This is a genomic window from Aeromonas fluvialis (assembly GCF_000819885.1).
Lineage (GTDB): Bacteria > Pseudomonadota > Gammaproteobacteria > Enterobacterales > Aeromonadaceae > Aeromonas > Aeromonas fluvialis.
Window position 1 is genome coordinate 77480 of the sequence record NZ_CDBO01000047.1, and the last position, 22744, is coordinate 100223.

16 protein-coding genes and 2 pseudogenes are annotated in these 22744 nt (G+C 59.9%); 12 read left to right on the forward strand and 6 right to left on the reverse strand.

The genetic code is table 11. The annotated features are described in order from the left end of the window. Nucleotides 1–258: pseudogene (locus tag BN1125_RS18575) on the reverse strand (LysR substrate-binding domain-containing protein); the annotation flags it as partial. Between BN1125_RS18575 and BN1125_RS10335 the strand changes: the two are divergent. The 3 genes and pseudogenes from BN1125_RS10335 to BN1125_RS10345 form a co-directional block, all read left to right on the forward strand. Next, nucleotides 252–1208: pseudogene (locus BN1125_RS10335) on the forward strand (zinc-binding alcohol dehydrogenase family protein); the annotation flags it as partial. The pseudogenes BN1125_RS18575 and BN1125_RS10335 overlap by 7 nt on opposite strands. Before the next feature lie 521 nt (nucleotides 1209–1729). After that, complete coding sequence (gene prmA / locus BN1125_RS10340) at nucleotides 1730–2608, forward strand: 50S ribosomal protein L11 methyltransferase (protein WP_042012213.1); 879 nt, start codon at nucleotides 1730–1732, stop codon at nucleotides 2606–2608. Between the two features lie 135 nt (nucleotides 2609–2743). Then, entirely contained in the window at nucleotides 2744–3292 is a 549-nt protein-coding gene (locus BN1125_RS10345) for a sugar O-acetyltransferase (protein WP_042012215.1), read from the forward strand. 46 nt (nucleotides 3293–3338) lie between these two features. On the opposite strand, the gene BN1125_RS19685 is transcribed toward BN1125_RS10345, so the two are convergent. The 3 genes from BN1125_RS19685 to BN1125_RS10360 form a co-directional block, all read right to left on the reverse strand. Then, nucleotides 3339–4394: a methyl-accepting chemotaxis protein gene (locus tag BN1125_RS19685; RefSeq protein WP_280136072.1), complete on the reverse strand. Its 1056-nt coding sequence runs from the start codon at nucleotides 4392–4394 to the stop codon at nucleotides 3339–3341. 513 nt (nucleotides 4395–4907) lie between these two features. Then, nucleotides 4908–5456: an NAD(P)H nitroreductase gene (locus BN1125_RS10355; RefSeq protein WP_042012218.1), complete on the reverse strand. Its 549-nt coding sequence runs from the start codon at nucleotides 5454–5456 to the stop codon at nucleotides 4908–4910. A gap of 114 nt (nucleotides 5457–5570) precedes the next feature. Continuing rightward, nucleotides 5571–7610: an NADPH-dependent 2,4-dienoyl-CoA reductase gene (locus BN1125_RS10360; protein WP_042012219.1), complete on the reverse strand. Its 2040-nt coding sequence runs from the start codon at nucleotides 7608–7610 to the stop codon at nucleotides 5571–5573. Nucleotides 7611–7818: 208 nt separating this feature from the next. On the opposite strand from BN1125_RS10360, the gene sppA reads away from it, so the two are divergent. Next, the gene (gene sppA / locus BN1125_RS10365) at nucleotides 7819–9663 is read left to right on the forward strand and encodes a signal peptide peptidase SppA (RefSeq protein WP_042012220.1); all 1845 of its coding nucleotides are present in this window, start codon (nucleotides 7819–7821) and stop codon (nucleotides 9661–9663) included. 91 nt (nucleotides 9664–9754) lie between these two features. On the opposite strand, the gene BN1125_RS10370 is transcribed toward sppA, so the two are convergent. After that, nucleotides 9755–10675 carry a L,D-transpeptidase family protein gene (locus BN1125_RS10370; protein ID WP_042012221.1) on the reverse strand — a complete coding sequence of 307 codons (921 nt, stop codon included), beginning with the start codon at nucleotides 10673–10675 and terminating at the stop codon, nucleotides 9755–9757. 518 nt (nucleotides 10676–11193) lie between these two features. Between BN1125_RS10370 and BN1125_RS10375 the strand changes: the two genes are divergently transcribed. From BN1125_RS10375 to BN1125_RS10395, 5 genes are all read left to right on the forward strand, one after another. Continuing rightward, nucleotides 11194–12219 (forward strand): ABC transporter permease subunit, encoded by a 1026-nt coding sequence (locus BN1125_RS10375; protein WP_042012222.1) that lies wholly within the window; start codon nucleotides 11194–11196, stop codon nucleotides 12217–12219. 2 nt (nucleotides 12220–12221) lie between these two features. After that, entirely contained in the window at nucleotides 12222–13265 is a 1044-nt protein-coding gene (locus BN1125_RS10380; RefSeq protein WP_042012223.1) for an ABC transporter permease, read from the forward strand. 151 nt (nucleotides 13266–13416) lie between these two features. Further along, on the forward strand, nucleotides 13417–15234 hold the full coding sequence (locus tag BN1125_RS10385) for an extracellular solute-binding protein (protein ID WP_042012224.1): 1818 nt from the start codon (nucleotides 13417–13419) through the stop codon (nucleotides 15232–15234). Nucleotides 15235–15538: 304 nt separating this feature from the next. Continuing rightward, nucleotides 15539–16576 (forward strand): ABC transporter ATP-binding protein, encoded by a 1038-nt coding sequence (locus BN1125_RS10390; protein ID WP_042012239.1) that lies wholly within the window; start codon nucleotides 15539–15541, stop codon nucleotides 16574–16576. Then, nucleotides 16573–17619: an ABC transporter ATP-binding protein gene (locus tag BN1125_RS10395; protein WP_042012225.1), complete on the forward strand. Its 1047-nt coding sequence runs from the start codon at nucleotides 16573–16575 to the stop codon at nucleotides 17617–17619. The genes BN1125_RS10390 and BN1125_RS10395 overlap by 4 nt, the downstream gene beginning before the upstream one ends. A 101-nt stretch (nucleotides 17620–17720) precedes the next feature. On the opposite strand, the gene BN1125_RS10400 is transcribed toward BN1125_RS10395, so the two are convergent. Next, on the reverse strand, nucleotides 17721–18332 hold the full coding sequence (locus BN1125_RS10400; protein ID WP_005349421.1) for a YitT family protein: 612 nt from the start codon (nucleotides 18330–18332) through the stop codon (nucleotides 17721–17723). A gap of 364 nt (nucleotides 18333–18696) precedes the next feature. Here BN1125_RS10400 and BN1125_RS18135 point away from each other — a divergent pair, with 364 nt between their 5' ends. The 3 genes from BN1125_RS18135 to ettA all read left to right on the forward strand — a co-directional run bounded on the left by BN1125_RS18135 (nucleotide 18697) and on the right by ettA (nucleotide 22699). Further along, complete coding sequence (locus BN1125_RS18135) at nucleotides 18697–19200, forward strand: DUF2076 domain-containing protein (RefSeq protein ID WP_244268493.1); 504 nt, start codon at nucleotides 18697–18699, stop codon at nucleotides 19198–19200. Nucleotides 19201–19409: 209 nt separating this feature from the next. Continuing rightward, nucleotides 19410–20267 carry a lytic transglycosylase domain-containing protein gene (locus BN1125_RS10410; RefSeq protein ID WP_042012226.1) on the forward strand — a complete coding sequence of 286 codons (858 nt, stop codon included), beginning with the start codon at nucleotides 19410–19412 and terminating at the stop codon, nucleotides 20265–20267. 764 nt (nucleotides 20268–21031) lie between these two features. Continuing rightward, complete coding sequence (gene ettA / locus BN1125_RS10415) at nucleotides 21032–22699, forward strand: energy-dependent translational throttle protein EttA (RefSeq protein ID WP_042012227.1); 1668 nt, start codon at nucleotides 21032–21034, stop codon at nucleotides 22697–22699. Nucleotides 22700–22744 lie beyond the last annotated feature (45 nt).

Here is a 22744-nt window from a genome sequence, read left to right on the forward strand (position 1 = left end):
TCAGGCAAACGGCAACCGCTCGGCCACGAAATCCATCAGGGTGCGCAGAGCGGGGGCCAGATGCTCCCGACTCGGATAGATAAGGTAAAATGGGTTGGCCGGAATCGGCTAATCCGGTAACACCCTCTGCAATTGCCCCGCCGCCAAATCCCCTTCACAGACATGGTGGGGCAACAGGGCAATCCCCCCGTCATGGAGCGCCATCTCCCGCAGCGCCAGCAAGCTGTTGCTGACACAGGCCGCCTGCGGTCGCCAACCTGCCCGATCCCGTTCCGGGCCCGCGGGATCTGCTGGTGCGCATCACTGCCACCTCCGTCAATCCGGTGGATACCAAGGTGCGCGCCCCCAAGGCCAAAATTGAAAGCTCGCCCCGGGTACTGGGCTGGGATGCGGTAGGGGAAGTGATCGCCACCGACAGCAAAGTCACCCTGTTCAAGGCGGGCGACCGGGTCTGGTATGCCGGCGATATCAGCCACCCAGGCAGCAACAGTGCCCTGCAACGGGTGGATGAGCGCATCGCCGCGATCGCCCCCACCAGCTTGAGCGATGTGGAGGCCGACGCCCTGCCACTGACCGCCATCACCGCCTGGGAGACCCTGTTCGAGCGCTTCGCCCTCACCCGCGAGAGCCGTGGCAAACTGCTGATCATCAGCGGCGCCGGTGGCGTGGGCTCCATCGCCATCCAGCTCGCCCGCCAACTCACCGGCACGGAGGTGATTGCCACCGCCTCCCGCCCCGAGAGCCGTGACTGGTGTCTCGAAATGGGTGCCCATCAGGTGGTGAACCACCACACGTTGCAGGCCGATCTGACCGCCCTTGGCATCACTCAGGTCGATGCCATCTTCTGTACCAACGCCACCGCCGAGCACTGGGCCACCATGGCGGGGCTGATCCGCCCGTTTGGCCATATTTGCACCATCGCCGAATCGAGCGAGCCGTGGGATCTCTCCTTGCTCAAGAGCAAGAGCGTCACCTTCAGCCAGGAGTTCATGTTTACCCGCTCCCTGTTCCAGACCCCGGACATGATCGAGCAGCACAACCTGCTGGGGCTGGTCGCCGCCCTGGTGGACCAGGGCGTGGTCAAGACCACCCTCAGCAAGGTGGTGGCCGAGCTGACCCCGACTACCCTGGCTCAGGCCCATGCCGAGGTGGAAGCCGGCCGCATGGTGGGCAAGCTGGTGATCGACATGAGCCAGTTCGGCAACTAATCCCTTATGGGTAAAAACTGCACCATCATGGGGTGAACTCACCAGTGACAAGCCCCATCACAGCACAGCTCACATCAGGCAACAGACAGTCACCACGCAGCATCACCATAAAAAGAGCCAAAAAAGAGGCCATTTCACAAGAAATGGCCTGAATACCTGAACATTGGGGTAACAATCACACACATATCCTTATGCAGGACCTCTGTATCTTTGCAGCTAGTGTGCCAATCCCGCCCCCCTCCCGCTTGCTTGCCACATTGCGCCCTGCCACAGGGCCTACAGCCCCCGGCCTCACCGCAGGCAAAAAAAAGCCACCCGAAGGTGGCTGAAAAAGATGACGGAACTTTCCTAGAGCAAAGCATTCAGCGGGAACAGGTTGCTTCCCGTCACCCAATGAGGAATACATGAACCGTGCCAATCCGGCAAAAGCCCCCATATCCCCCACGTCATGGGCAAACCACGACAGCAAAGCCCCATGATGGTAGAATCTCGCGGTTTCACATTTATGAAGAGTCGACGCCATGCCCTGGATACAAATTCGAATCAACGCCACTGCCAAGACCGCAGACAAGGTGAGCAACATGCTGCTGGGGCGTGGAGCCCAGGCGGTGACCTTTATGGATGCAAAGGATGTGCCCGTCTACGAACCCATGCCCGGTGAAACCCCGCTCTGGGGTGAGACCGAAGTGATGGGTCTGTTCGATGCCGAAACCGATCCGGCCCCCACCATCGCCTTCTTCCAGCAGATCTTCGGCGAAAACGTCGGCTACAAGGTCGAACAGCTGGAGGACAAGGACTGGGTGCGCGAGTGGATGGATCACTTCCACCCCATGCAGTTTGGCGAGCGCCTCTGGATCTGCCCGAGCTGGCGCGACGTGCCGAACCCCGATGCGGTCAACGTGATGCTGGATCCGGGTCTGGCCTTCGGTACCGGTACCCACCCCACCACCGCCCTCTGCCTGCAGTGGCTGGACGGGCTGGATCTGACCGGTAAAACCGTGGTCGACTTTGGCTGTGGCTCAGGCATTCTCGGCATCGCCGCCCTGAAACTGGGGGCCGCCCGCGTCATCGGCATCGACATCGACCCGCAGGCCATTCAGGCCAGCCATGACAACGCGGAGCGCAACGGCGTCGCCGGCCAGATCGAACTCTACCTGCCGGCAGCTCAGCCGCAAGATGTCGAAGCAGACGTGGTGGTGGCCAACATACTGGCCGGCCCGCTACGTGAACTGGCACCGCTGATCGCCGGCCACGGCAAGCCGGGCAGCCTGATGGCGCTCTCCGGCGTGCTGGAGAGCCAGGCTCCGGAGCTGGAGACCATTTACGGCCAGTGGTTCGACATGGACCCGACCGCGGTAAAAGAGGAGTGGTGCCGCCTCTCCGGTCGCAAGCACGGCTGATGGCAACCACCTTATACAACAAGGGCACCGATGGTGCCCTTGTTGCTTTACCTTTGTCCTGCTCCGAGAAACGGTTCACGCTTCTCCGTCTCCCGATGGCTTATCCTCTCCCTTCCACACCCTAGAGGCCCCGCCATGACCGAATATCAGAAGATGATCAGCAGCCAACCCTACAACTGCATGGCGCCGGAGCTGGATGTCCTGCGCCGTGAGACGGTGCGCCGCTATCGCCGCTTCAATCGGGCAGAAGAGGAGGATGAACAGCTGGCGCTGTTGCAGGAGATAGTCGGCGAGCTGGCTGAGAACGCCTTTATCTGCCCGCCCCTCTACTGCACCTATGGCCGCCATATCAGCCTGGGAAAGGATTCCTATATCAACATGGGGGCCACGTTTTTGGACAACGCACCGATCCGCATCGGCGCCAACGTCATGATAGGGCCGAACGTGCAGATATATACTGCTGCCCACGCGCTGGCCGCCGATGAGCGCATCCAGGGGGTGGAGACGGCGCTGCCGGTGACCATAGAAGACAAGGTCTGGATTGGCGGCGGCGCCATACTGCTGCCCGGCGTCACCGTCGGGCGGGAGGCGATCGTCGGCGCGGGTGCCGTAGTCACCAAAGATGTACCGGCCGGCGCTCGGGTAGTCGGCAACCCGGCCCGGACCCTGCCTGTCAGCCGCTGAGACGCCCTGTGCTCATGCAAACAAGTGCGTACCCTGACGCACGGGCTCAGGCACTTCCCAGCAAGCGGTCGATGCAGTACACCACCTGCATGCTGGCGCTTTCCATTGTCTTGAGCTGTTCGACCATCTCCTTGATATTGCCCTGCTGGCGAGCATGAAGCGCTGCCTTGCCACTCTCGTGTACCCGTTTGTGTGGCCCATCCAGCTCGCGAAACCCGGGCTGCCGGGCAAAGAGCTCGGCGCCTTGTCCCTCGAAATACCACCTGCCCAGCCGACATTCGGTATGACCATTGACCGGTTCATGGAAGTGCTGCTGATCAATAAGGCGATAGATGGTGTTCTTCCAGACCGCATGATCGAGCTTGGTCGTATTGAGGAAAGAGGTGGTGGCAGCACTGTGGATCACCTGCTGCATCCTGCCGGATTGAGCCAGCACCTGGGCCACAACTGCATCGATCTGGGAAGAGGAGGTCGCCACTTCGGCGGCGCTGGCCTGATTGTCATCGATGATGAGCTTGATATCCTGCGCCTGGCCGACAATCTGTTTGACCAGCCCCTCAATCTGGCGACTGGCTTCGTGGGCCTTGCTGGCCAATTGCCGCACCTCGTCGGCTACGACGGCAAAGCCGCGGCCAGCGTCCCCGGCTCGGGCTGCTTCTATGGCTGCGTTGAGGGCCAGCAGATTGGTCTGTTCCGAAATACCCTGTATGGCCGCAACAAACTGGTTGATGGCCGACGTGGTGGCATCGAGCTGGTTGACTGCCTTGAGGCTACGTTCGGCTTCACCTGTGATCGCATGCGCCCGCTCGGAGAGGCGGCCGATGGCACTGCGGGTCTGGGCGAACAGTTGATCCAGCTCCGAGAGCGCGCTCTTCTCTTCCATCAGATGTTCGGCACTGCCAGCCAGCGCTTCACGCACGCTCTGCAGCATCTCGCCCCCCTTGTTCTGGCACGAGATCACCTGGTTGAAGAGGTCACTACTCTCCCTGCTACTGCACTGCATCTGCTCATACTCACTTATGGTGGCGCGCAGCTCGGCCAGCGCCTGCTGGTGTTGCTCCTCCTTGAGACTCAGGGCCTCCCGCAGCTGCTGATTTTCCATTTTTAGTTTGCTGTTGAACCACATAAAGCCTCCGGCTGACAAAAAATGCAGAGTGGGCTACCTCAATGGGAATAACCCACTCTCTTGTTATTATCTGCCAGCGAAGCGGGATCCTGACCCCGATTTTATAAGGAAAAGCGTGAACCTTGATCACGTTCAAGGCCTCAATTGGAGCCACAAAAACGTACCCATAAAAATAAAGCCCAATGTCATGAAGACGTTGGGCTGTTAAAAGGTGCTACGGAATTGCGACTCTCATCGCAGAAAAATTAGAAGGGGTACCCTTCTAAACTGGCAGTGGGATATTAGCGAACAGGCAAACGTTTTACATAGTGAAAAACCACAGGATTGCGAGGTGCATCTCACTATTTAAATAATTACCTGCTATGGTGCGCGAAGCCCTCTTTGATTCATTTATTTTCCCCAATCACTCTGGTTATTATTCACGGTTAAAACAGCAAAGCCCCGATTTCTCGAGGCTTTTCTTCTCTCAATCGCAGCGTGACAGACGTGTCAGAATCGGCGGACATACTCGCCGAGGGGCAGCTCGCGCAGCTTGCGCGCCTCCAGCATGGGGGTGCCGAGGTAGAGGAAGCCCACCAGCTGATCCTCTGCGGCCAGCCCCAATCCTTTATTTATCTGCTCGTCGAAGATAAACCAGCCGGAACGCCAGATGCCGTTGAAGCCCTGCGCCTGCGCGGCCATCTGCATCGCCATCAGGGCACAACCGGCAGAGAGCTCCTGCTCCAGTTTCGGCACCTTGGGGTGTGCCTGATAACGAGTTGCCACGGCGACGACCAAGGGTGCCCGCAGCGGCGCTTCGCTGCACTTCTTGACGCTCTCTTCATCCTCGCCACGAGCGCGGGCAGCGTCAGCCAGCAGATTGCCCAGCCGCTCGCGGCCCTCCCCCTCAAACAGAATGAACTGCCAGGGAGTCAGGGTGCCGTGATCCGGCGCGCGCAGACCCGCCTTGAGGATATTGTCGAGTACCTCACCGCTCGGGGCGGGATCGGTGAGACGGCCACAGGAGTGGCGATTGAGCAACAGGGTGAGGGCATCCATGGGCAATTCCTTCTCTGGGGCAATGATGGCGCTACCTTAGCACAGCACCGAATGAAGAAAACCCCTGAGGCTCAGGGGTTTATCGCACGATAAAGGGCAGGATGGCACAGCTGGCTAGATGACGGCGGCCAGCTCGGCCCCTTGCCGGATGGCGCGCTTGGCATCCAGCTCGGCAGCCACGTCGGCACCGCCGATGATATGCACCGGCATGCCTGCCGCCTGCAGACCGGCCTGCAGCTCTTTGAGGGGCTCCTGCCCGGCGCAGATGACCACCTGATCCACCGGCAGACACTGCTTGGTCTCGCCCACCTGAATGTGCAAGCCCTCGTCATCGATCCCCAGATATTGCACCCCGGAGAGCATCTGCACATTGCGGTTCTTGAGCACGGTACGGTGGATCCAGCCGGTGGTTTTGCCAAGGCCGTCACCCACCTTGCTCTCCTTGCGCTGGAGCAGCCAGATCTGGCGCTCGGGCGCATCGACCTCAGGAGTGGTGAGGCCACCGCGCTCGCCGAGCTGCTTGTCGATGCCCCACTCCTTGAGCCAGTGATCACGGTGCCCATCTGCATCCATCTCCACCTTCTTCTCTACCCTTTTCTCCACAAGGAATTCGGCCACATCGAAACCGATGCCGCCAGCACCGATCACCGCCACCTTCTCGCCGACCGGCTTGTGATCCCGCAATACATCGAGGTAGTTCATCACCTTGGGATGCTCGATCCCCGGGATATTGGGGGTACGCGGGCGGATACCGGTAGCGAGGATCACCTCATCAAAACCGCCGCCAAGCAGACTCTCGGCACTCTGGCGCTGGCCCAGATAGAGCTCGACACCGCACTTCTCCAGTCGTTTGGCGAAATAGCGCAGAGTCTCGTGAAACTCCTCCTTGCCCGGGATCTGCTTGGCGAAGTTGAACTGGCCGCCAATCTCGCTCGCCTGATCGAACAGGCTCACCTGATGGCCGCGCTCCGCAGCGTAACAGGCAAACGCCAGGCCAGCCGGCCCTGCCCCCACCACCGCCAGCTTCTTGGGCTGGGGCACGCGGCCGAAGGTCAACTCGGTCTCGAAGCAGGCACGGGGATTGACCAGACAGGAGGCGCGCTTCTGCTTGAACACATGGTCAAGACAGGCCTGGTTGCAGGCGATGCAGGTGTTGATCTCATCCGCCCGATTTTCGGCCGCCTTGATGACAAACTCGGGATCCGCCAGGAAGGGGCGCGCCATGGAGACCATATCCGCCTCGCCACCCGCCAGAATACGCTCGGCCACCTCGGGGGTGTTGATCCGGTTGGTAGTGATAAGCGGCACCTTAAGGTGCTTTTTCAGCTCGGCAGTGACCCAGCTGAAGGCACCGCGTGGCACGCTGGTGGCGATGGTGGGAATGCGCGCCTCGTGCCAGCCGATGCCGGTATTGATCAGGGTCACCCCTACAGCTTCCAACGCTTTGCCAAGGGCGATCACCTCTTCCAGGGTCGAGCCCTGCTCCACCAGATCGAGCATGGAGAGGCGGAAGATAATGATGAAGTCGGTGCCGACCCGCTCGCGAATGGCGCGAACAATCTCCACCGGGAAGCGCATCCGCTTTTCGCTGCTGCCGCCCCAGCTATCGGTGCGCTTGTTGGTGCGCTCGCAGATGAACTGGTTGATGAGATAGCCTTCCGAGCCCATCACCTCGACGCCGTCATAACCGGCCGCCTTGGCCAGCGCTGCTGTAGCCGCGAAGTCGCGAATGGTGCTGCGGATCTGCCGCTCGCTCATGGCACGTGGCTTGAACGGGGAGATCGGCGCCTTGATGGCGCTCGGCGCCAGACTGAACGGATGGTAGGCATAACGACCGGCATGGAGGATCTGCAGTGCTATCTTGCCCCCCTCCTGATGCACGGCGCTGGTCACCTTTTTGTGCTTGCTCACCTGCCAAGGGAAGCTCAGCTGGGAGCCGTGAGGCACCAGCCGACCGCGCAGATTGGGGGCGATACCGCCGGTGACGATAAGGCCAACGCCACCACGGGCACGCTCGGCATAAAAGGCAGCCAGCTTGTCAAAACCGCCCTTCTCCTCTTCGAGGCCGGTATGCATGGAGCCCATCAACACGCGGTTGCGCAGCTGGGTAAAGCCAAGGTCGAGCGGGGTCAGCAGGGTCGGATAGCGGCTCACGATGCCTCCAGTTAATTTTTTGTTATCAAACTGAAGCTAGAGTAAAGAATCGAAAATTCTTTTTCAAACAAATGTTTGGACAATTTTTCAGCGAACAGCCGTGCCCTGAAGGAAGATAGACGGGATCCGCCAGTCGGAAATGGCAATTTCGCCCGCAACTGGTTAATAATGACCCTTCTCTACCCATTAACAGGGCGATAACGCGACTATGTCTATTTTCAAAGGTCTGGGTTGGTTGTTCCGCAGCCTGTGGCGCCTGCTCAATTTCACCCGGCTGATGCTGGTCAATCTGCTGTTTCTCATCGTAGTGCTGGTCATCGTCTTCAGCGTCAGCCAGAAAGAGGCCCCAGAGGCTCCCATCGAAGGGGCGCTGACCCTCAATCTCAACGGCGTACTGGTGGAGCAACGCTCCCAGACCGATCCCACCGTGCAACTGCTGCGCCAGATGGATAGCAGCGACGAGCAGCCGAGCGAAATCGTCCTCTCCGACCTGCTGTGGGCCATCAAGAGTGCCAAGGATGACGAACGCATCAAGGCGCTGGTAATCAAGCCACAAGGGCTGCTGGGAGCCACCTTCTCCAAGCTGCAGGAGGTGGCGAGCGCCATCGATGAGTTCAAAGAGAGCGGCAAACCGGTGATCGCCATGGCTGATTTCTACACCCAGGGCCAGTACCTGCTGGCGGCCCACGCCGATCACGTGCTGCTCAACCAGAGCGGCGCCGTGGTGATCGAGGGGCTTGGGGTCTACCAGACCTACTTCAAGTCGGCACTGGAGAAACTCAACATCACCCCGCACGTGTTCAAGGTCGGTACCTACAAATCCTTCGTCGAGCCCTATACCCGCGACGAGATGTCCCCCGAGAGCAAAGAAGCGAACCAGCGCTGGCTGGATCAGCTGTGGCAATTCTATGTGGCAGATGTGGCCGAGCAGCGGGAGATCGAACCCGATGCGGTCGCGCCGGGCAAGGAGCGCTTCCTCGAACTGCTGCGCAAGGCCGGTGGCAATGCCGCCAACTACGCCCTCGACAACGGTCTGGTGGATCAGCTGGCCACCCGCGACGAAATGACCCAGGCGGTCATTAAAGAGGTTGGCGAAGCGGACGATCACGGCTGGAAAGGGGTCGGCCTGAAAGAGTATCTGGCTGCAGTGCCCGAACAGTATCCCCAGAGTGGCAAGGATGAGGTGGGTCTGGTGGTCGCCAGCGGCGCCATCATGGATGGCGTCCAGCCTGCCGGCACCATCGGCGGTGATAGCCTCTCCGACCTGCTGGCCGATGCCCGCCGCGATGACAAGGTTAAAGCCGTGGTCCTGCGGGTCGACAGCCCCGGTGGCAGCGCCTTCGCCGCCGAGCAGATCCGAGCAGAGCTGCTGGCCCTGAAACAGGCAGGCAAGCCGGTGGTGGTCTCCATGGGCAGCTATGCCGCTTCCGGTGGCTACTGGATCTCTGCCGATGCGGACAAGATCTTCGCCTCCCCCACCACCCTCACCGGTTCCATCGGGGTGTTCGGCATGTTCGCCACTATCGACAAGGCATTGGCCCAGTTCGGTGTGCATACCGACGGGGTCGGCACCACCGATTACGTCGGCGTCGGCCCGACCCGCGCCCTGCCGGATCACGTCGGTCAGGCGATCCAGCTGAGCGTCGAGGATACCTACCAGCGCTTCATCGGTCTGGTGAGCAAGGGTCGTGGCCTGAGCCCGGAAGAGGCCGAGAAAGCGGCTGAAGGTCGGGTCTGGACCGGCGAAGATGCCAAGACCCTGGGTCTGGTGGACGAGTTCGGCAATCTGGATGACGCCATCAAGGCCGCCGCCGAGCTGGCCGACCTCAAGGAGTGGCAGGTGACCCCCATCGAGCTGGAGGAGTCCACCAAAGACAAGTTCCTGCGCCAGCTGTTTGACAGCAGCGCCCAAGTGCTGGCGCCGCAGTTGCAAAGCTGGCTGCCAGCAGGCTTTGGCAAGGCGCTGGTCGAGCTGAACCGCAGTCTGGACCCACTGACACACTTCAACGATCCGCAAGGCACCTACGCCTTCTGCCCGGTCTGCATGCAGTAGCAACAGCGTGAATATCCCATAAAAAAACGGCGACCAGATGGTCGCCGTTTTTTTATCCTGCCAGTGCCAGCAGCACAGCCAACTTGCTCAATCAGGGATTGAGGCGGGTCGGCATGCCGCTGCGCTGCTCCAGCACCTGCTTGACCACATTGGAGTCAGTGTCGGCGTGGGCGAGGAAGCGGGTAGTAGCCTGGGTCATGGGCAGTGGCACGGCGGCGGTAGAGTTGAACTCCTCTTCGGTACGGGACAGCGGCTCGTGTACTTCCATGTAGCGACCGCCATCCGGCTCGACCGTGGTCTTGACCGGCTGGTTGACGAACTGGACTCGGGTGCCGACCGGCACGTTGTCGAACAGATACTTGATGTCGTCAGCGCGCAGACGCACACAGCCGCTGCTCACCCGCAGACCGATACCGAAGGTGGCATTGGTGCCGTGGATGGCATAGAGCTTGCCGATGTAGAGGGCGTGCAGACCCATGGGGTTATCCGGACCGGCTGGCCATACTGCCGGCAGGGTCTTGCCCTGGGCTGCATAGCGGCGACGGATGTTCTCGGTCGGGGTCCAGGTCGGGTTGGCTCGCTTGCGCTCTACCTTGGTCACCCAGTTTTCCGGTGTGTCTGCGCCCAACTGCCCGATACCAATGGGCAGGACGTGAACCACGTTCTTCCCTTTCGGGTAGTAGTAAAGACGCATCTCAGCGACGTTGATGACGATTCCTTCGCGGGGGGCATTGGGCAGGATCAACTGGTGGGGGATGATCAGGGTGCTACCCGCCGTCGGCAGATAGGGATCAACGCCCGAGTTGGCTTCCATGATGTTGGTCAGCCCCAGCTGGAACTCAGTGGCAATCTGCTCCAGCGGACGGTTGTCCGCAGGCACCACGTATTCCTGGTTCTCACCGATCAGGCGGCTGTTGGCGGCTGGCAGCGCGTATTCAACGGCGGCGGCCTGCTGGCTGACCAGCGCAAGTGTGCATAAAAGAGCCGAAGCGGCAGTGCGAAGGGGATTCATAAAATTCCTGTGTGGTTTCCTGTACCAAATGGGCCGGGGGCCGTCTCATCCTCGGTCTGCCGGTGGCGGGTCAACCTGCCCCACGACGCCAATAACCGAGCGCGCATTCTTTCCTGAGTCGGCCAAAATTTCAACTTCGATATGTTGCTTTTCTTGTTAAAAGGGGCCGTTTTCAACATATCTCTGCATAACAGGGGAAGAGTGAATCTAACAATATGCGGATGAGTAAAATATGAGCAAGGCTGGCGTTCCACTACTCGATGAAATCGCCAGCTAGCATTGGCTCGAAGCGCCTAAACAGTATTAAGAGCGAAACAGATATAAAACATTCATGACGAGCCAGGAGACCATCCTGTCTACCAACCTCCTCGCCATTATTTACTTTTACGGTACAGGAGAAAAACAGCTCCCGTTGTGATTATTTGATTGAACTGGCTCTGCTTTATGTTTACCAATGAAGCATTGTGGCCATCAGGGATATGGCGGGTTCTTTTCAACAACAAGGACGAGGTTCCACCATGCTGTCGTATTTCCTACGCCGGATGCTGCTGATCATCCCGACGTTTCTCGGTATCACCCTGCTCGTCTTCACCATCACCCGTTTCGTACCGGGCGGCCCGGTCGAACGCATGCTGCTGCAAGCCCAGGTTTCCCAGAATGAATCTGGCCGCTCCAGCGGCAGCAAGGGGGCACAGGCCCTCTCCGATGAGCAGATCGAGGAGCTCAAGGCCTTCTATGGCCTCGACAAGCCGATGCTGGTCGCCTATTGGGAGTGGCTGCAGAAGCTGGCGGTGCTGGATCTTGGCGAATCGACCCGCTATTACGAGCCGGTGTGGGATCTCATCAAGGAGCGGCTCCCCGTCACCGCCTTCTTCGGACTGGCGACCTTTCTGCTGAGCTATGCGGTCTCCATCCCGCTCGGGGTGGCCAAGGCGCTCAGGCACAACAGCCGCTTCGACTCGTTAAGCTCCATGCTCATCTACATGGCCTATGCCCTACCCGCCTACGTGGTGGGGATCTTCCTCATCACCATTTTCGCCTTCCATCTGGAGTGGCTGCCGATGGGCGGTTTTCCGGGGGACGACTTTGAATACATGGAGAGCAGCTGGGATCAGATCCGCACTGTCTTTGCCCACGCCCTGCTGCCGCTTATCGCCTACGCCATCGGTGATTTCGCTATCCTCACCATGACCATGAAAAACAGCCTGATGGAGAACTTGTCGGCGGATTATGTGCGTACCGCAGTGGCCAAGGGGTTGCCGTTTCGCAAGGCGGTCACCGACCACGCCATGCGCAACAGCCTGATCCCTATCGCCAGTCACTTAGGGTCGGTGCTCACCGTTTTCTTTGGCGGTTCCTTCCTCATCGAGACCATCTTCAACATCGACGGCATCGGCCTGCTCGGTTACGAGGCGATCGTCGAGCGGGATTACCCCACCGTCATGGGCATTCTGGCCATCACCTCCATGCTGATGCTGATAGGCAATATCGTCTCCGATATCTGTGTTGCCCTGGTTGATCCCCGCGTGCGGTTTGGAGACTGACCATGAAGCTCAATCCGGTTACCTTGAAAAAACTCAAGCGCTTCAAATCGATCAAGCGCGGCTACTACTCCTTCATCATCTTCACCACCCTGGTGCTGCTCTCCCTGCTGGCAGAGCTGCTGGTCAACAGCCGGGCGCTGATGGTGAGCTATCAGGGCCAGCTGCACTTCCCCACCTATGGCGATGTGATCCCCGGTCAGCAGTTCGGGCTCGATTACGAGTACGAGACCAACTATCGCCAGCTCAAGGCCAAGTTTGCCGCAGAGGGCCAGGGCGACTGGGTGCTGCTGCCGCCAGTCCCCTGGAATCCCTACGAGCAGGATTTCAAAGAGGATGTCTACCCGCCCTACGCCCCCAGCGCGGCTGAGCGCCACTTCCTCGGCACCGACACCAGCGGCCGCGACGTGCTGGCGCGACTGGTCTACGGCTTTCGCATCGCCATCGGCTTTGCCTTTATCGCGCTGGCGGCCAGTTACGCCATCGGGGTCACCATCGGCTGTCTGATGGGCTTTCTCGGCGGCCGCTTTGATCTCATCCTGCAACGCTTTATCGAGATCTGGTCTCAGGTGCCGTTTCTCTACGTCATCATGATCCTGGTGTCGCAGGCCAAGCCCAACTTCGGCCTGTTTGTCGGCATCAACGTGCTGTTCGGCTGGATGGGGATCACCTGGTATATGCGCACCCTCACCTACAAAGAGCGGGCGCGGGACTATGTGATGGCAGCGCGGGCGCAAGGGGCGAGCGCCAAACGGATCATCTTCAACCACATCCTGCCCAACACCCTGATGATGATCGTCACCCTGGCACCGTTCGCCGTGGTGGGCAATATCTCCACCCTGACGGCGCTCGACTATCTGGGCTTTGGCCTCGCGCCGCCAACACCGAGCTGGGGCGAGCTGCTCTCCCAGGGCATCAACAATCTGGATGCCATCTGGATCGTCAGCTCAGTGGTGGCGGCGGTGAGTCTGGTGCTGATCATGGTCTCCTTTATCGGTGAGGCGATCCGCGAGGCGTTCGATCCGCGCAAATTTACCCGTTACCAGTAAGTCAGCCGGTACCAGCGCGCATCGGTAGGCGCCGGGTAACAAACAATCATTAATGAAGGACGGGCCGCCCTCATCGGCGGTCCCGGGAGCAAGGGATAATCCCGTTATCAATCAAGACCCCCAGTGCAGGGGCCAGACCTGGAAGTCAAACATGAAAAATAAAATCACATGGATAGGTGCTCTCTTTGTGCTGGTAAACAGATCCTGGGTCTGGGCGGCCAGCCTGCCTGCGGATCTCAAATGGGAGACCAACGACACCGACCCCGTGTTCGCCTCCCCCAAGGCGCTGCCGGGCGGCAGCCTCAATATGTTTGTCGACAGCTTTCCGCTGACGTTTCGCACCGTGGGGCCTGACTCCAACGGATCGTTCCGCTCCTTTATTCTCGATAACCAGTTGCGGCTCATCAGCTTTCACCCCAATACCGGCAACCCCATCCCCTCGCTGGCGACCCACTGGGCCATCGCGCCAGACAATCAGACCGTCTACTTCAAGCTGGATCCGCGGGCCAAATGGTCGGATGGCAAGCCGGTCAATGCCGACGACTACACCTTCGGCTACCAGATGATGCGCTCCAAACACATCAAGGGGCCCTGGTTCAACAACTACTACACCACCGAAGTGGTGGCGGTTGAGAAGCTCGATGATCACACCATTATGGTCAAAGCGGGCAACCGCAAGGCCAAGCTGGATCTGCTCAACACCACCGAGCTGTGGCCCCAGCCCAAGCACCACTACAAGCTGACCCCCAACTGGGTGAAACAGTACAACTGGGCCGTAGTGCCCACCACAGGTCCCTATGTGATCAGCGACGTCAAGAAGGGCAAGTCGGTCACCTTCAGCAAGCAGCAGGATTGGTGGGCAAAAGACGATCGCTATAACCAGCACAGATTCAACATCGACACCATCAAGGTGCAGGTGATCCGCGATCACAACATCGCCTTCCGCCACTTCCTGAAAGGGGAGATCGATACCTTCGAGATGATCCTGCCCAACTGGTGGCATGAAAAAGCGGTCACCCCGGAGTACAAGAAGGGGTACGTGCAGAAGGTGATGGCCATGACCGACACCAAACAGGGCGGTCAGGGGGTCCACCTCAATGTAGCCAACCCCAAACTGGCAGACGTGAACGTGCGCCTTGGCATCCAGCACGCCTTCAACATCGACAAGATGATCGAGACCGTGCTGCGCGGCGACTATGACAGAGCCACCACCTTTGACTCGGGCTTTGGCGAGTTCACTGACATCACGCTGCCGGAGCGGGCTTATGACATAGGCAAGGCGCGGGAGTACTTTGCCAAGGGCGGCTATAACAAGCCGGGGCCGGACGGTATCCTGCAGAATGAGAAGGGTGAGCGGCTGACGCTGGCGCTCACCTACACCAGTCAGGAGCACTCCAAGCGACTGACCGTGCTGAAAGAGGAGGCCAAGAAGGCGGGTCTGGATCTGGAGCTCAATCTGGTGGATGGCGCCACCGGCTTCAAGGTGATGCTGGAGAAGAAACACGAAGCGGCCTGGCTCGGTTGGGGCGGCGGCGGTCTCTATCCGCAATATTGGGAGTTTTTCCACTCCGCCAACGCCAACAAACCGCAGACCAACAACCTGTTCAACGTGGCTGACAAGGAGCTGGACACGCTGATCGACGCCTACAACGTCGAATTCGACATGGCCAAACGGGCCAATCTCTCCCAGCAGATCCAGCAGCGCATCCATGACCTCGCCATCTTCGTGCCCGGGGTGCAGCTCAACTATGTGCGGGCCAGCAGCTGGCGTTATGTGATGCTGCCGGAGGTGCCTGCCACCAAGAACACGCCGGATCTGCTCTACTGGCCGATGGATGGTTATCCTCACAGTAGCGGCGGTCTGCTCTGGCTCGATCCCAAGGTGAAGGAAGAGACCCGCAACGCCAAGGAGGCAGGGGAGGCGCTGGCGCCCATCAACCTGCTCGACAAGACCTATGCACGTCATTGAAATTCAGGCCATTGCGAAGGGAACAGCCGTTATGCCCAACACCCAGGCCCCCATTCTTGACGTACCGGATAACGGGGGGGAGTTCGCCGCTGATAACGGCCAGCACCAGGCCCCAATCCTCGACGTACCGGATAACGGGGGGGAGTTCGCCGCTGATAACGGCCAGCACCCAGCCTCGCTCCTTGCCGTACCGGATAACGGGGGGGAGTTCGCCGCTGATAACGGCCAGCACCCAGCCTCGCTCCTTACCGTACCGGATAACGGGGGGGAGTTCGCCGTTGATAGCGGCCAGCACCAGGCCCCAATCCTCGACGTACCGGATAACGGGGGGGAGTTCGCCGTTGATAGCGGCCAGCACCCAGCCCCAATCCTCGAAGTACGCGATCTCGAGGTGGAGTTCGCCGTCGACGACGGCAAGATCAAGGTGCTCGACGGGGTCAGCTTCAAGGTGGCCCCGGGTCAGACCTTAGGCGTTGTCGGCGAGTCTGGCTGTGGCAAGAGCGTCACCTCGCTCGCCATCATGGGGCTCTTGCCCAAACCCCACGGTCAGGTGGTAGCCGGATCCATCCGCTTTCAGGGGGAGGAGCTGCTGTCGCTTGCGCCGGATCAGATGTACAAGGTGCGCGGCAACCGCATCTCGATGATCTTTCAGGAGCCGATGACGGCCCTCAACCCGGTGCAGACTGTGGGGGAGCAGCTGATGGAGGTGTTTCGCCTCCATCGCCCCGAGTATGACAAGGCCCAGCGCAAAGCCGCTGCCATCGCCATGCTGCAAAAGGTGGGGATCCCTGAACCGGCCCAACGCTTTGCGGTCTATCCCTACAACCTCTCCGGCGGCATGCGCCAGCGGGTGATGATCGCCATGGCGCTCTCCTGCGAGCCAGACCTGCTTATCTGTGACGAGCCGACCACGGCGCTGGATGTCACTATTCAGGCCCAGATCCTCGAACTGATGAAAGAGCTGCAGGCCCAGACCGGGATGGCCATCATCTTTATCACCCACGATCTGGGGGTGGTGGCGGAGCTGTGCGACGAAGTGGTGGTGATGTACGCCGGGCGGGCGGTGGAGCAGGCTGATGTGTTCGAACTGTTTGACCACCCCCGTCACCCCTATACCCACGGCTTGATGAGCTCGATCCCGCGCCTTGAGGATGAGCCCAAGAGCCTGCTCAAGACCATCAAGGGACAGGTGCCAGCCCTGCACGAGATGCCCGCTGGTTGCCGCTTCTCCAACCGCTGCCCCCACGCGACCGATCTCTGTGTCAGCGCCGTTCCGGCGGTGGAGCAGCTAACCTCGCGTCACCATGTCGCCTGTCACTACTGGAAGGAGTTGACCGTATGAGCACTCTGTTATCAGTCAGAGATCTGAAACAGCACTTCCGGCTGGGAGGCGGCTTGCTGCGCAAGAAATATACGGTTTACGCGGTGGATGGCATCAGCTTCGACCTGAAACAGGGGGAGACGCTGGGGCTGGTGGGTGAGTCGGGCTGTGGAAAGTCGACCCTCGGGCGCAGTCTGCTCAAGCTGTTCGAGCCGACCGCGGGCACCATCACCTTCGAGGGGCGCGACATCACCCACCTCTCGCCCAAGGAGATGCGCTCCCTGCGTCAGGAGATGCAGATGGTGTTTCAGGATCCTGCAGAATCTCTCAACAGCCGCCACACCGTGGGCCAGATTTTGGAGGAGCCCTTCATCATCCACGGCAAGGGCAATGGCGAGCAGCGCCGCGCCTGGGTGCAGGAGCTGTTGGCAAAAGTGGGGCTGCCGGACAGCGCGGTGGATCGCTACCCCCACGAGTTTTCCGGCGGTCAGCGCCAGCGGATCGGCATCGCCCGCGCCATCGCCCTCAAGCCCAAGCTGCTGGTGTGCGACGAGGCGGTCTCGGCTCTCGATGTCTCGGTGCAGTCCCAGATCGTCAACCTGCTGCTCAGCCTGCAGCGGGAGATGAACCTCGCCATCATCTTCATCGCCCACGATCTGTCGGTGGTCAAACACATCTCGGATCGGATTGCGGTGATGTATCTGGGGCGGATCGTCGAGCTGGCGGATGCCCAGTCGCTCTATCTGGCGCCGCGCCACCCCTATACCCAGGCGTTGATCTCGGCCATTCCGGTGCCGGATCCGCGCAGGCGCAGCCAGCGCATTCTGCTGACCGGCGATGTGCCCTCCCCCATCTCGCCGCCAAGCGGCTGCCACTTCCACCAGCGCTGCCCCCATGCGACCGAGCTGTGCAAGAGCAAGGCGCCAAGGCTTGAGGCGTGTGATGAGGCCCATCATCAGGTGGCCTGCCACACCCCGCTCGCCGTCGGTGGTCACGCCATCAGCTGCAACGCCATCAGTGACAACGCTACGAGCGGCGACAGCAGGCTGGAGCAGGCGAGCTAGGCGCAGCGAACAAACATCAGGGTAGAAACAGACGAGGCGGCCATCAGGCCGCCTCGTGCTATCGGGTCACGCTTGTCTTATCGTGTCACGGCTGCCGCTCGTCAGGCAATCTGGTAACGACCCGGCTTGTGGTTGAGAGTCAACACCAGATTACAGATAACCGCCGCCACGATGGAGAGCGCCAGGATCCAGGGCTGAACCACGAAAAACGAGGCAACAACAATGGCGCAATCGAGCCCCATCTGCAGCTTGCCCGCCCGGATGCCAAAGCGATCCTGAATAAAGAGCGCCAGAATGTTGAAGCCCCCCAGACTCGACTTGTGACGGAACATGATGAGCAGACCCATGCCAATCAGGGTGCCGCCGATCAGCGCCGCATAGAGGGGCTCTATCTTGCCGATCTGCAACACACCGTTGAGGTGATCGGTCATGTAGGAGACCGCCGCCACCGAAACAAAGGTGTTGAAGGTAAAACGTGGCCCCATCCGCAACCATGCCAGCGCATAGAAGGGCAGGTTGATGCCGAAAAACAGCAGGCCGAAGCTGATGCCGGTCACCTTTTGCAGCAGCAGCGCCAGCCCGGCAGTCCCGCCGGTGAGCAGGCCAACCTGATGAAACAGAAAGATGCCAAGGGAAACAAAGCCGGCCGCCGTCAGCAGAGCCAGCACATCCTCATAAATAGGATGGGCAGTACGAATCGAGGTGTTGTCCATAACCTGTATCCAAGCGAAGTAAAGAGAGAGTGTCTGTCGCCTGCCGTTGCGGGCAGGCTGCGAGCCCTGTCCACAGGGCTTCGTTATGGGGTCCAGTCTATTTTTTGTGAAAAGGATCACAACAGTCAGGCTGAACGCCCCATTCTGGTGCCTGTCATCTGGCATTGACACTCACTGCACCAAGATGCAGCGCACCGCGCCAACTCTGCGACAAAACGCACAACCCCTTTCAGTACCACCGCCAGGAGTCCCCTGAAGACCCCGGCAACCCCTCTGTCATTGATGAGTTAATCAGATACCACGGATGCTCCGTGAGTTTTAGGATGGCTGAACCCACTGTCTGCGCCCATAGCGAGGAGCTGAGATGCAACCACAGGAACAGGGTCTGATCGATGGACTGTTCGACTGCCTCAAGCAAGCACAAGCCAGTGATAGCAAGCGAGATCAACAAGCGGATCAGCGGATCCGGCAACATCTGGCAGAGCAGCCCGATGCCCCCTACTACATGGCACAGTCTCTGCTGATCCAGCAGGCGGCCCTCACCCGCCTCAACGAGCGAGTCAAAGAGCTGGAGTCACGCCCGAGCACTCCAAACGGCGGCAGTTTCCTCTCTGGCCTGTTTGGCAGCGTGAGCAGCATACCCCCGCGCTTTACGCCGCCACCGGCGTCGGTCACAGCCCCCCTCCCGATGCCGGCAGCCGCTTTCTCGATGACGACAGCCAGGGCGGCGGCTGGGACGACAGCGACGATAACAACGGCCGTTTCTTCTGACCGTCAAACCACCACAGGCCCCGCATCTGGCGGGGCACCGCCACCTCATGATCCGCCCCCTTCTCCTGATTGGCGCAGCCATCGCAGCCGATGCTAACGTGACCAACCCGAGGCCAGCGCAGATGAACAGGAAGACCAACACGACTTCCAAGCAACAGAAAAGCCTCGATAAATGGCTCGTGTGATATTGGTTCCATACCATTTTGATCTCTGAAACCCCCGCGCTATAACAACAGGATCCACTGGTTTCGTGGCAATGGCAGCCATGTTCCTCTATATATTCTCTACTGAAACAGGAGATAACCCATGAGGAATATCAGCGAAAACGGACTGTTTTTGCTGCTTTTTTTGTCGTTGTTACTGGCAGGTACAGCGTCGGCGATGGCACAAGGCAGGGACTTCAGGCAGGCCCCCAAGGCGCTGACGGCGCTCAAGCAGGGTCAGGTAGCTCAGCAAAACGGTCATCTGCAAAAGGCCATCAACCTCTACTGTGTCGCCGCCAGCACCGGCAATCCTGAAGGGTACTTCCGGATCGGCCGCCTGCTCGCCACCGGCCCCGCCTCGGTGCGCAGCGCCAAGCTGGCCAACAGCTACCTCGCCATGGCGATGCGCCTGGGCAACCAGCAGGCTGCCCGCTACTACAACACCCGCATCGGCAATGCCCCCATGGGAGATCAGTGTGGCATCGGCATCCGTAGCAGTCAGGGTGGCTATCTGGCCCGACTCCCCTCTGCCCCCTTCAATGTCGACTCCTGGGTTACCCGATTGCCACCCGACAAGCAGAAACTGGTCACCATGCTGCGCCACGCTGCCAGGCATCATAAAGTGGATGCCCGACTGGTGCTGGCGATTGCCATTGCGGAATCCAACCTCAACAGCAACGCCGTTTCACCAAAGAATGCCCAGGGGCTGATGCAGCTTATCCCCGAAACCCAGCAACGCTTTGGCGTGACGCGCCCCTTCGATCCGGTCCAGAACATCAAAGGCGGCGTCAGTTATCTCAAGTGGCTGGATCGCCGCTTTGATGGTGACTGGGTGCTGATCTCGGCGGCTTATAATGCAGGGGAAAAAGCGGTGGAGCGCTACGGTGGCATCCCTCCCTATGATGAAACGCAGGAGTACGTGAAACGAGTGCTCTACTTCGCTGGGCACAAACAGCCCTGAGGCCATTGATCGACCGGTCCGTTACTGACAAAAACCGCATCCACGTTGCGCAACGTTTTCTTTTCGCCGGGATCCGGCGCCGCACCGTGGCGATATCGTCATCAGCACCAGAAGCTTTAGCATGAGGGCCTATCGCAGTGATCTTGTCCCTACCGGGCGAAAGGCCGATCCGAGCACATAGTACAAGGTCAAGGTGACCATGCGTCAGCTGGATAACCGCAAGCTGATTATGCTTCGTGTGAAGGCGCCCCCTATCTGGTTCGTCGTGCCCCCGGTATGGCTGACCACCATTACCAAGGTCGAGCGGTAGCAGTCATTACTGGCACTGATGACAAGTGGAACCACCAAGCCGCCTGTATCAACTGGCTGTACCAGACCGACCACACCTCGGCAAAATAGATGGATACCTCCTCCACCACCCTGGTGACCTAAGCCTGCAAGGTGCCCTTTTATCGGGGGCCGGGTGCTCCACAATACCGGTCTGCACGGCGAAAAGTGCGACCCGCAGAATGCCATCCACTGCCAGCCGCTCGTGATTGATTGTGCAAATGCACTGCACAGTCGCGTCCTCCCGGAAAGAGGCGCCATATGAAGTCATTGTCACGGGCGGCCTATCTTTCCCCCATCTTTGCCCACCCCTGCCCATTGGTTTACAATCGACGGGTTTTTTGGAACCCGGTTGACCTGTGTCGACCAGGCCCCACCACGACCTCAGTCTGTTAGTGCCAAGACATTAACATGCTGAAAAAGAAGAGAATTAGCCAATGGCTCAATTTATTTACACCATGAACCGGGTCGGCAAGGTAGTGCCGCCCAAGCGTCATATCCTCAAGAACATCTCCCTATCCTTCTTCCCGGGCGCCAAGATCGGCGTACTGGGTCTGAACGGCGCCGGTAAATCGACCCTGCTGCGCATCATGGCGGGCATCGATACCGAGATCGAAGGGGAAGCCCGTCCGCAGCCCGGCATCAAGATCGGCTACCTGCCGCAGGAGCCGAAACTGGATCCGGAGCAGACCGTGCGCGAAGCGGTCGAAGAGGCCGTTGGCGAAGTGAAGCGCGCCATGGCCCGTCTCGACGAGGTCTATGCGGCCTACGCCGACCCGGATGCCGACTTTGACAAGCTGGCCCGCGAACAGGGCGAGCTGGAAGCCATCATCCAGGCCCAGGGTGGCCACAACATGGAGAACCAGCTGGAGCGTGCGGCCGATGCCCTGCGCCTGCCAGCCTGGGATGCCCAGATCAAGCACCTCTCCGGTGGTGAGCGTCGCCGTGTAGCACTCTGCCGTCTGCTGCTGGAAAAGCCGGACATGCTGCTGCTGGACGAACCGACCAACCACCTGGATGCGGAATCAGTGGCCTGGCTGGAGCGCTTCCTGCACGATTACGAAGGCACTGTTGTGGCCATTACCCACGACCGTTACTTCCTCGATAACGTGGCTGGCTGGATCCTGGAGCTGGACCGCGGCGAAGGTATCCCGTGGGAAGGCAACTACTCCTCTTGGCTGGAGCAGAAGGACGCCCGTCTGGCGCAGGAAGCAAGTTCCGAAGCGGCCCGTCGCAAGTCCATCGAGAAGGAACTGGAGTGGGTTCGCCAGAATCCGAAGGGACGTCAGGCCAAATCCAAGGCCCGTATGGCACGCTTCGAGGAGCTCAACACCAACGACTATCAGAAGCGCAACGAGACCAACGAGCTGTTCATTCCGCCCGGACCGCGCCTCGGCGACAAGGTGGTGGAAGTGGCCAACCTGCGCAAATCCTATGGTGATCGGGTGCTGATCGACGATCTGTCGTTTGCCATTCCGAAGGGGGCCATCGTCGGCATCATCGGTCCGAACGGTGCCGGTAAGTCGACCCTGTTCCGCATGATGTCGGGTCAGGAACAGCCGGACTCCGGCGCCATCACGCTGGGTGAAACCGTGGTGCTGGCCTCTGTCGATCAGTTCCGCGACAGCATGGATGACAAGAAGACGGTATTCGAAGAAGTCGCTGATGGTCAGGATATCCTGCGCATCGGCAACTACGAGTTCCCGAGCCGCGCCTACATCGGCCGCTTTAACTTCAAGGGTTCCGACCAGCAGAAGCGGGTTGGCGAGCTCTCCGGTGGTGAACGGGGTCGTCTGCATCTGGCCAAGCTGCTGCAGACCGGCGGCAACGTGCTGCTGCTGGATGAACCGACCAACGATCTGGATATCGAAACCCTGCGCGCCCTCGAGAACGCCCTGCTGGAGTTCCCGGGTTGTGCCATGGTCATCTCCCACGACCGCTGGTTCCTCGACCGTATTGCCACTCACATCCTGGACTATCAGGATGAGGGCAAGATCGAATTCTTCGAAGGCAACTTTACCGAATACGAAGAGTGGAAGAAGAAGACCTACGGCGCCGAGGCCATCCAGCCGCACCGCGCGAAATACAAGCGCATCGCCAAGTAAACCGGCAAATGCGACAAGGGGAGCCCAGGCTCCCCTTTCTTGTGC